This is a genomic window from Pseudoalteromonas sp. SR45-5 (genome assembly GCF_014163565.1).
GTDB classification, from domain to species: Bacteria; Pseudomonadota; Gammaproteobacteria; order Enterobacterales; family Alteromonadaceae; genus Pseudoalteromonas; species Pseudoalteromonas distincta.
Genome location: NZ_JACJDN010000182.1, coordinates 1 through 6798 on the forward strand (window position 1 = coordinate 1; position 6798 = coordinate 6798).

Below are 6798 nucleotides of genomic sequence, written 5' to 3' on the forward strand. Positions count from 1 at the left end.
CCAAGCGCATCGTATACCGATTTCAATGTTTTCTCAGCACGTACACTTGCTTTTTCAGCACCTGACTTCATTATGCCATCAAGTAGGTTTTGATCTTCTCTGATCTCTTTAAAGCGTGCTTGAATTGGCTCAATCATATTTACAACTGCATCTGCTGTATCTTTCTTTAAATGGCCATACATTTTATCTTCATACTCAGGAACTAGGTCTTCAATTGAGCGCTTAGTTGCAACACTCAATAAAGTAAGCAAATTTGATACGCCAGGCTTTTCTGTGCGATCAAAATATATACGTGCTTGTTCATCTGAATCAGTTACTGCTTTTTTAAGCTTTTTCACAATTTGCTTAGGCTCATCTAATAACATGATGTAACCATTTGGGTTTTCGTCAGACTTAGACATTTTTTTAAGTGGATCTTGCAAGCTCATTACGCGTGCACCAAACTCAGGGATGTACGGCTCTGGTAATTTAAATACGTCGCCATATAAATTATTAAAGCGTGTGGCTATATCGCGAGTCAGCTCTAAGTGTTGCTTTTGATCATCCCCTACTGGTACTTGATCAGCTTGGTATAATAAAATATCCGCAGCTTGCAATACTGGATATGAAAATAAGCCCACGTTTACGTTATTTGCATGCTTAGATGACTTGTCTTTAAACTGAGTCATTCGATTAAGCTCACCCATTTGCGCGTAACAATTTAATACCCACGCTAATTGTGCATGCTCAGGTACTTGCGATTGTACAAATAACGCAGATTTTTCAGGATCAATGCCACATGCCGCGTAAAGAGCAATACCATCTAACACTCGAGAGCGCAGTAATTCAGGCTCTTGGCGAACCGTAATAGCGTGTAAGTCTACTAACATAAAGAAACTTTCGTGGTCTTCCTGTAACTTTAGCCATTGGTTAATAGCGCCAACATAGTTGCCTATTGTCATACCACCGGTTGGCTGAATGCCGCTTAAAACTACTGGTTTACTCATGATTTTCCTTTATTTTGCTTAATGAATAATATTTAACGCTGCGTTACAACAGGTATTATATCTAAGAAGTTATCGCATAGGTACTGCGGATTATAATCCTCAAGACTTTCACCTTGGTTATAGCCATAACTAAGTGCAATTACGTCTATATTAGCGGCTTTAGCTGCAAGTATATCGCTTTTAGAATCACCTATCATTATTGCTTTATTAGGCTCCGCATTTAGTTTTTTGCAGGCAAATAGCAATGGTTCTGGCGATGGTTTTTTTGCCATGTCGTCACCGCATACAACCACATCAAAATGACTCGTTAGTGCCAATTTTTCGAGTAGTTTCTCTGTAAAAATTCGAGACTTATTAGTGATCAATGCTTTAGGCATACCGCGAAGTGCTGCAAGCCCTGTTTCTACATGTTGGTACAAAACACTATACTCACCAACTTGCTGTTCATAATACTTATAGAACTGTAATATTGCTTTGCCACTAAGTGACTCATCTAGATTTTCACTCACTTGCATATCGCCACTCAAAGCGCGTTTAACAAGGACTTCAACCCCATTACCAATCCAACTTTCAACCAAGCGTTGACTAACAATAGGAAAAGCAAAATCGCTCAAGGTTAAATTAATAGCGATATACAAGTCGTAAACGCTATCAACCAAAGTACCATCTAAATCAAATAAGGCGACATCGTACTTCATTACTTAACACTTCCAAGCTGCTCACGCATTTGATCAATCACCACTTTGTAATCAGGTTGATTAAAAATAGCTGAGCCTGCAACAAACATATCAGCACCCGCTCGAGCCGCTGCTGCAATATTATCGACCTTAATACCACCATCAACCTCTAAGCGAATATCTCGGCCTGATTCAATAATACGCTGTTTGGCTTGGCGTAATTTTTCAAGCGTATGAGGGATAAAGCTTTGCCCGCCAAACCCAGGATTTACCGACATTAGTAAAATGGTATCTAGCTTATCAATAACATGATCTAAATAACTTAGGCTTGTTGCTGGGTTAAACACTAAGCCTGCTTTACAGCCGTGATCTTTAATTAACTGTATTGTACGATCGACGTGCTCACTGGCTTCAGGATGAAAAGTAATAATAGAAGCACCAGCCTCAGCAAATAAAGGTATTATGCTATCTACAGGCTTAACCATTAAATGTACGTCGATAGGTGCTGTAATACCGTAATCTCTTAGTGCTTTACACACCATAGGACCAATTGTGAGATTAGGTACATAGTGATTATCCATTACATCAAAGTGAACCACATCAGCACCCGCTTCGAGAACTTTATCAACATCTTCGCCTAGCTTTGCAAAATCAGCAGACAAAATAGAAGGGGCTATTAAATATTTTTGCTCTGGGTTAAACATGATTAACTCCATCAATAAATAGTGTATTGCGTTAATGTAACTTAATTGAAGATGTTACCCAAGTAATATGGCGTAATAGCCCCCATTTTAGGTAACTTTAAGTTTGATATTTAACCAGTATTTGCTATGATTAAAAAAGTAACAAATTATTGGATTTCATCATGCGTGCTTTTAAAATTGGGATATTAATTGCGTCGGCATTACTGCTTATCGGGGCGTTTAGCTTTGGTTCAAGCTCTGAGCAAGAATTAAGCTCAGTGAGTAATTGTCATAATACACAAGTGGTAAGTGCTCAAAACACTTTAACTGCGTGTATTAAAGCTGAAGAAGAGTCATCATGGTTTTCGTGGTTAACTGGCGATAGCCGTAGTGCTCAGTTTCATTACCTTGATTTACTGGAACTACTTACTAGTTCTGAAGATTCTAAAAACACTCCTTCTTTAAAACCTTTATTTTAAATAATGCTACAATTTTTTAGCGCGTTGCAAAGTGTGCTAGCTGCATTTTTTGGTGTTCAGTCTGAAAATAAACGCCAAGTCGATTTTAAACAACATTCCCCTTTATCCATCATTTTAATTGCGATTGTACTATTTGTTGCTTTTGTTATCGCAATTTACGCAGTGGTTGCTTGGGTGCTAAATACATAGCCATCAACTCGTCAACTTTATTTCTAGAGCCACCTTTGGTGCTAATAGTGCGCTTTACTTGAATTTGTTCAAGCGATGCTTGGCTATAAATTTTACGCGTCCACACGGTATCGTGGTTTGAAATAAGCACAGGTGTGTTATTTTCAAATGCGGCTTGTTCTGCCAAATTAGCTAAGTTAGCCTGATCATCTAAATTAAACCCCCCTTTTGCGTAAGACGTAAAAGAAGCCGTTTTACTTAATGGTACATAAGGTGGGTCGCAATAAATAACAGCATTGTTAGGCACTAACTTAAAAACGTCATCGTAATCTAAACAAGTGAACGTTGCTTTTTGTGCTTTTTCAGCAAAAAAATACATTTCTTTTTCAGGAAAGTAAGGCTTTTTATACTTACCAAAAGGCACATTAAAAATGCCTTTTAAATTATACCTACACAGTCCGTTGTAACCATGGCGGTTCATGTATAAAAACAAGATTGAACGTTCGTATACATCACGGCTTTGATTAAACTGCACACGATATTCGTAATACGCATCTGCGTGATTATTCAAATCAACAAATAGCTTTTTAGCGTCACTAATAAGCTCATCTGGAGAGCTTTTAAGCTCTTTATATAAGTTAATTAAGTCTGCATTGATATCATTGAGGATATAGTGCTTAAAGTCACTATTTAAAAACACAGAGCCTGCACCAACAAAAGGTTCAACCAAAGTATCAGCATGCTTGCTAGCTTGGTTTAATCGCGCATTAATGTTTTCAACTAGGCTGTATTTTCCGCCGGCCCATTTAAGGAAGGCTCTACTTTTTTGCTGCATTGGCTCTTTACTTCAATCTGGTGTTGCGCGATTTTACACTAAAGCAGTGTGTTTTACTGATCAACGACTGCTATTTCTTGCTTTATTTTACTAATTTTTTTATAGAAAGGTTTATTTTTTCTAACCCCAGGGGGTAAAGTATCCATTGCTGATTTTGCCTCGTTTATACTCTCAAAGCTGCCAAATGTAACAACCCACCATATTTGATTATTTCGCTTCGTTTGGTAAGAATGTGCTTGCTGCTGTAGATTGAATTGAGCAATGAAATTATCGCGAACTTCCTGCTGAGTTACCGCTAATAATTGAATAACACTATTTGTATCTGCTTGCTGCATGTACCAAATATTATCTTGGCTGATCTGAGTTTGCTCTGCTGTATTTACTTTCTCTACTTTTAGAGCTTTAGATACAACTTCACCTGCTTCACTGCTTTTGTTTTTAACGCTATTATCAATAGCATTGTCTAATACCTTGACGGTATTTGCAGGTTCGGTAAGACTTTGCATGATAGCAGGCACATCATTAATGTGTACGCTCTCTGGCTCAATATCTGGCTCAACTACTTCAGGGTCATTTAAAGTAACTACTGACTCATTTTGCTTTATAACCGGCTCACTTACTTGCTCTACAGATATTGCTGTATTTAGGACTTGCGCTTCTTCCTGCTGATAATATTGTTGCCACCACTGCGTCATATCAGACTTATAAAGCAGACCAATAATTAAAAGCATAATTAACAACATCAAAATCAATAAGTGCAATCGCCAAGATACTTTATCTTTAACGATAATATCGGCTATGTGCTCACTAGGTTGCCAAGCAAGCAATAAGCTGGGATTACCATGAGCCTCGGCTAAAAAAGTACTAAAAACAGGGTCTTCATCATAAGGTAAATCAGTAAAGTACCACTGCAATAACATCTTGCTTTCTCGAAGCGTCAGTGGCTCCAAGTAAATTTCGACAGCATCGTTTAAAGCAAGTTTAGACTGTGATGCAATTATGATATACAACGTATTAGGGCTATTTTTAGAAAGCAGCTCAAGCTCAATTAGTATCTCTTCAGATAATTGCCTACCGCCATCAAGCACCCATAAACAAGGTCCGCACTGCTGTTGCTCAAGCAGCTGGTAATAGTTTTCAGGTAAACTTAAATTATGATCAACTAAAGGGGAATTAAAGCTTTGCTCTAATAAATCGCTCATTAGCTGAGCGTCAGTCATTTGTGCACTTACTTGCACAAACGCTTTATTAAAGTCATTGTATTTATCTGTAATGAAGGTTTCGAGCATATAACTTTTACCTAGCCCCGATGTGCCAAGTAAAACTATTAAATTTTGTCCGTACTCAAATTGCAGTGCGATTCTATCCACCAAAGCCGCACGGCTTGGTAAAATTTGTGACTGCATTTACTGCTCGATTAAGTCTCTAACTTGGTCATCAGAAACATCATCAACTAATGCACACTGGCCAAATTGGGTAGGTAGAATAAAGCGTATAGTGCCTCTTTTATTCTTTTTGTCTTTACGCATATGCGTTAGGAACTGCTCACTAGTCATTTGCTTTGGAATTTCTGTTGGTAAATTATATAGCTCAAGCAGCTTAATAATTCGATCAACTTCACTTGCGCTTAAATCTTGGCGTGTCTTGGCAAGTTCAGCTGCTAATACCATGCCTGTTGCAACAGCTTCGCCATGTAACCAAACGCCGTAGCCCATTTCTGCCTCAATTGCATGGGCAAATGTATGACCTAAGTTTAATAAAGCACGTAAACCATGCTCTTTTTCATCTTGCGCAACTATAAGCGCTTTTATTTCACAACATCTAAAAATAATATGCTGTAAGCACGTTTCATCTAGTTGCTGCAAATTAGCTACGTTTCGCTCTAAGTATGCAAATAATTCGGTATCGTAAATCAGACCATACTTAATTACTTCAGCCATACCTGCTGCAAACTCTCTTGCTGGTAGGGTGTGTAATGTTTGTGTATCAATAAAAACCGCTTGAGGCTGATAAAATGCCCCTATCATATTTTTACCTAAAGGATGATTTACTGCCGTTTTACCACCTACCGATGAATCAACCTGTGAAAGCACTGTCGTTGGTATTTGAATAAACGGTACGCCGCGCTGATAACACGCTGCTACAAAACCAGTTAGATCACCTATAACACCGCCACCTAACGCGATTAAACACGTATCTCGGCCACAGTTATTTTGTAGTAAAAATGCTGATATTTTTTCAAACCATTCAAGTGATTTATATTGTTCACCGTCAGGAATAATAAAAGATAGCGGATTTTGATCTGCTAATGAGTCAAGTAACGCTTGTAAATATAAAGGCGCTATTGTGTCATTAGTAATGATGATAGGCCGACAATCACCAATGTGGTGAACCAGGCGGCCATTATCTTGAAGTGCAGATTGCCCAATATAAATAGGATAACTTCGCTCGTCCAAATTAACTGTTAATTTAAGCATGCTTAGTTATTTCCTTATTATTGGTTTTTAAAAATCTAATTTCTCGATGATTTGGTTAGCAACAACTTTAGCGCTTTGCTCATCGGTACGTACAACAAAATCGGCAACTTCTTTGTATAGGGGCTCGCGTTCTTCTGCTAAGCGCTCTAGTACGTTACGAGGTGCTTCTTCAGTTTGCAGTAATGGGCGACGCTTGTCGCGTTGCGTGCGTGCAACTTGCTTTTCTATAGGTGTCTCTAGGTATACAACTATACCTCGAGCCGAAAGCTTGTTTCGAACTTCTTTGCTCATTACTGAACCACCACCGGTAGCAAGTACAATACCTTGCATCTCGGTTAAATCGCCAATAACAGACTCTTCTCGAAGTCTAAAGCCTTCTTCACCTTCAAGATCGAATACCCATGCAATATCTGCACCTGTGCGGCGTTCGATTTCTTGATCAGAATCAACAAATTCAAGGTGTAATTGGTCAGCGATGTGACGACCAATCGTG

9 protein-coding genes are annotated in these 6798 nt (G+C 38.5%); 2 read left to right on the forward strand and 7 right to left on the reverse strand.

The window, feature by feature from the left end; all coding sequences use genetic code 11:
- The 3 genes from trpS to rpe form a co-directional block, all read right to left on the reverse strand.
- Nucleotides 1–986: tryptophan--tRNA ligase (gene trpS, locus H5072_RS08820; RefSeq protein ID WP_182693295.1), on the reverse strand; the 986-nt coding region annotated here is incomplete at its 3' end.
- A gap of 32 nt (nt 987–1018) precedes the next feature.
- On the reverse strand, nt 1019–1684 hold the full coding sequence (locus H5072_RS08825) for a phosphoglycolate phosphatase (protein WP_182693296.1): 666 nt from the start codon (nt 1682–1684) through the stop codon (nt 1019–1021).
- A complete protein-coding gene (gene rpe / locus H5072_RS08830) occupies nt 1684–2367 on the reverse strand; it encodes a ribulose-phosphate 3-epimerase (RefSeq protein ID WP_002958386.1) in 684 nt (227 codons plus the stop codon). The genes H5072_RS08825 and rpe overlap by 1 nt, the downstream gene beginning before the upstream one ends.
- A 161-nt stretch (nt 2368–2528) precedes the next feature.
- Here rpe and H5072_RS08835 point away from each other — a divergent pair, with 161 nt between their 5' ends.
- Together H5072_RS08835 and H5072_RS08840 are read left to right on the forward strand one after the other, a co-directional pair.
- Complete coding sequence (locus H5072_RS08835; protein ID WP_024596024.1) at nt 2529–2825, forward strand: hypothetical protein; 297 nt, start codon at nt 2529–2531, stop codon at nt 2823–2825.
- Nucleotides 2826–2828: 3 nt separating this feature from the next.
- Nucleotides 2829–3014: a DUF2970 domain-containing protein gene (locus tag H5072_RS08840; RefSeq protein ID WP_002958384.1), complete on the forward strand. Its 186-nt coding sequence runs from the start codon at nt 2829–2831 to the stop codon at nt 3012–3014.
- Here H5072_RS08840 and H5072_RS08845 read toward each other — a convergent pair.
- The 4 genes from H5072_RS08845 to aroK form a co-directional block, all read right to left on the reverse strand.
- On the reverse strand, nt 2971–3828 hold the full coding sequence (locus H5072_RS08845) for a Dam family site-specific DNA-(adenine-N6)-methyltransferase (RefSeq protein WP_182693297.1): 858 nt from the start codon (nt 3826–3828) through the stop codon (nt 2971–2973). The genes H5072_RS08840 and H5072_RS08845 overlap by 44 nt on opposite strands.
- 53 nt (nt 3829–3881) lie before the next feature.
- Nucleotides 3882–5234, reverse strand: a complete 1353-nt coding sequence (locus H5072_RS08850; RefSeq protein WP_024596025.1) for an SPOR domain-containing protein — start codon at nt 5232–5234, stop codon at nt 3882–3884.
- Nucleotides 5235–6305: a 3-dehydroquinate synthase gene (gene aroB / locus H5072_RS08855; RefSeq protein ID WP_182693298.1), complete on the reverse strand. Its 1071-nt coding sequence runs from the start codon at nt 6303–6305 to the stop codon at nt 5235–5237.
- Between the two features lie 27 nt (nt 6306–6332).
- Nucleotides 6333–6798: shikimate kinase AroK (gene aroK, locus H5072_RS08860; protein ID WP_182693299.1), on the reverse strand; the 466-nt coding region annotated here is incomplete at its 5' end.

Coding starts and splice junctions, on each gene's coding strand:
- H5072_RS08825 (WP_182693296.1), bottom strand. CDS start 1,684: ATGAAGTACGATGTCGCCTTATTTGATTTAGATGGTACTTTGGTTGAT.
- rpe (WP_002958386.1), bottom strand. CDS start 2,367: ATGTTTAACCCAGAGCAAAAATATTTAATAGCCCCTTCTATTTTGTCT.
- H5072_RS08835 (WP_024596024.1), top strand. CDS start 2,529: ATGCGTGCTTTTAAAATTGGGATATTAATTGCGTCGGCATTACTGCTT.
- H5072_RS08840 (WP_002958384.1), top strand. CDS start 2,829: ATGCTACAATTTTTTAGCGCGTTGCAAAGTGTGCTAGCTGCATTTTTT.
- H5072_RS08845 (WP_182693297.1), bottom strand. CDS start 3,828: ATGCAGCAAAAAAGTAGAGCCTTCCTTAAATGGGCCGGCGGAAAATAC.
- H5072_RS08850 (WP_024596025.1), bottom strand. CDS start 5,234: ATGCAGTCACAAATTTTACCAAGCCGTGCGGCTTTGGTGGATAGAATC.
- aroB (WP_182693298.1), bottom strand. CDS start 6,305: ATGCTTAAATTAACAGTTAATTTGGACGAGCGAAGTTATCCTATTTAT.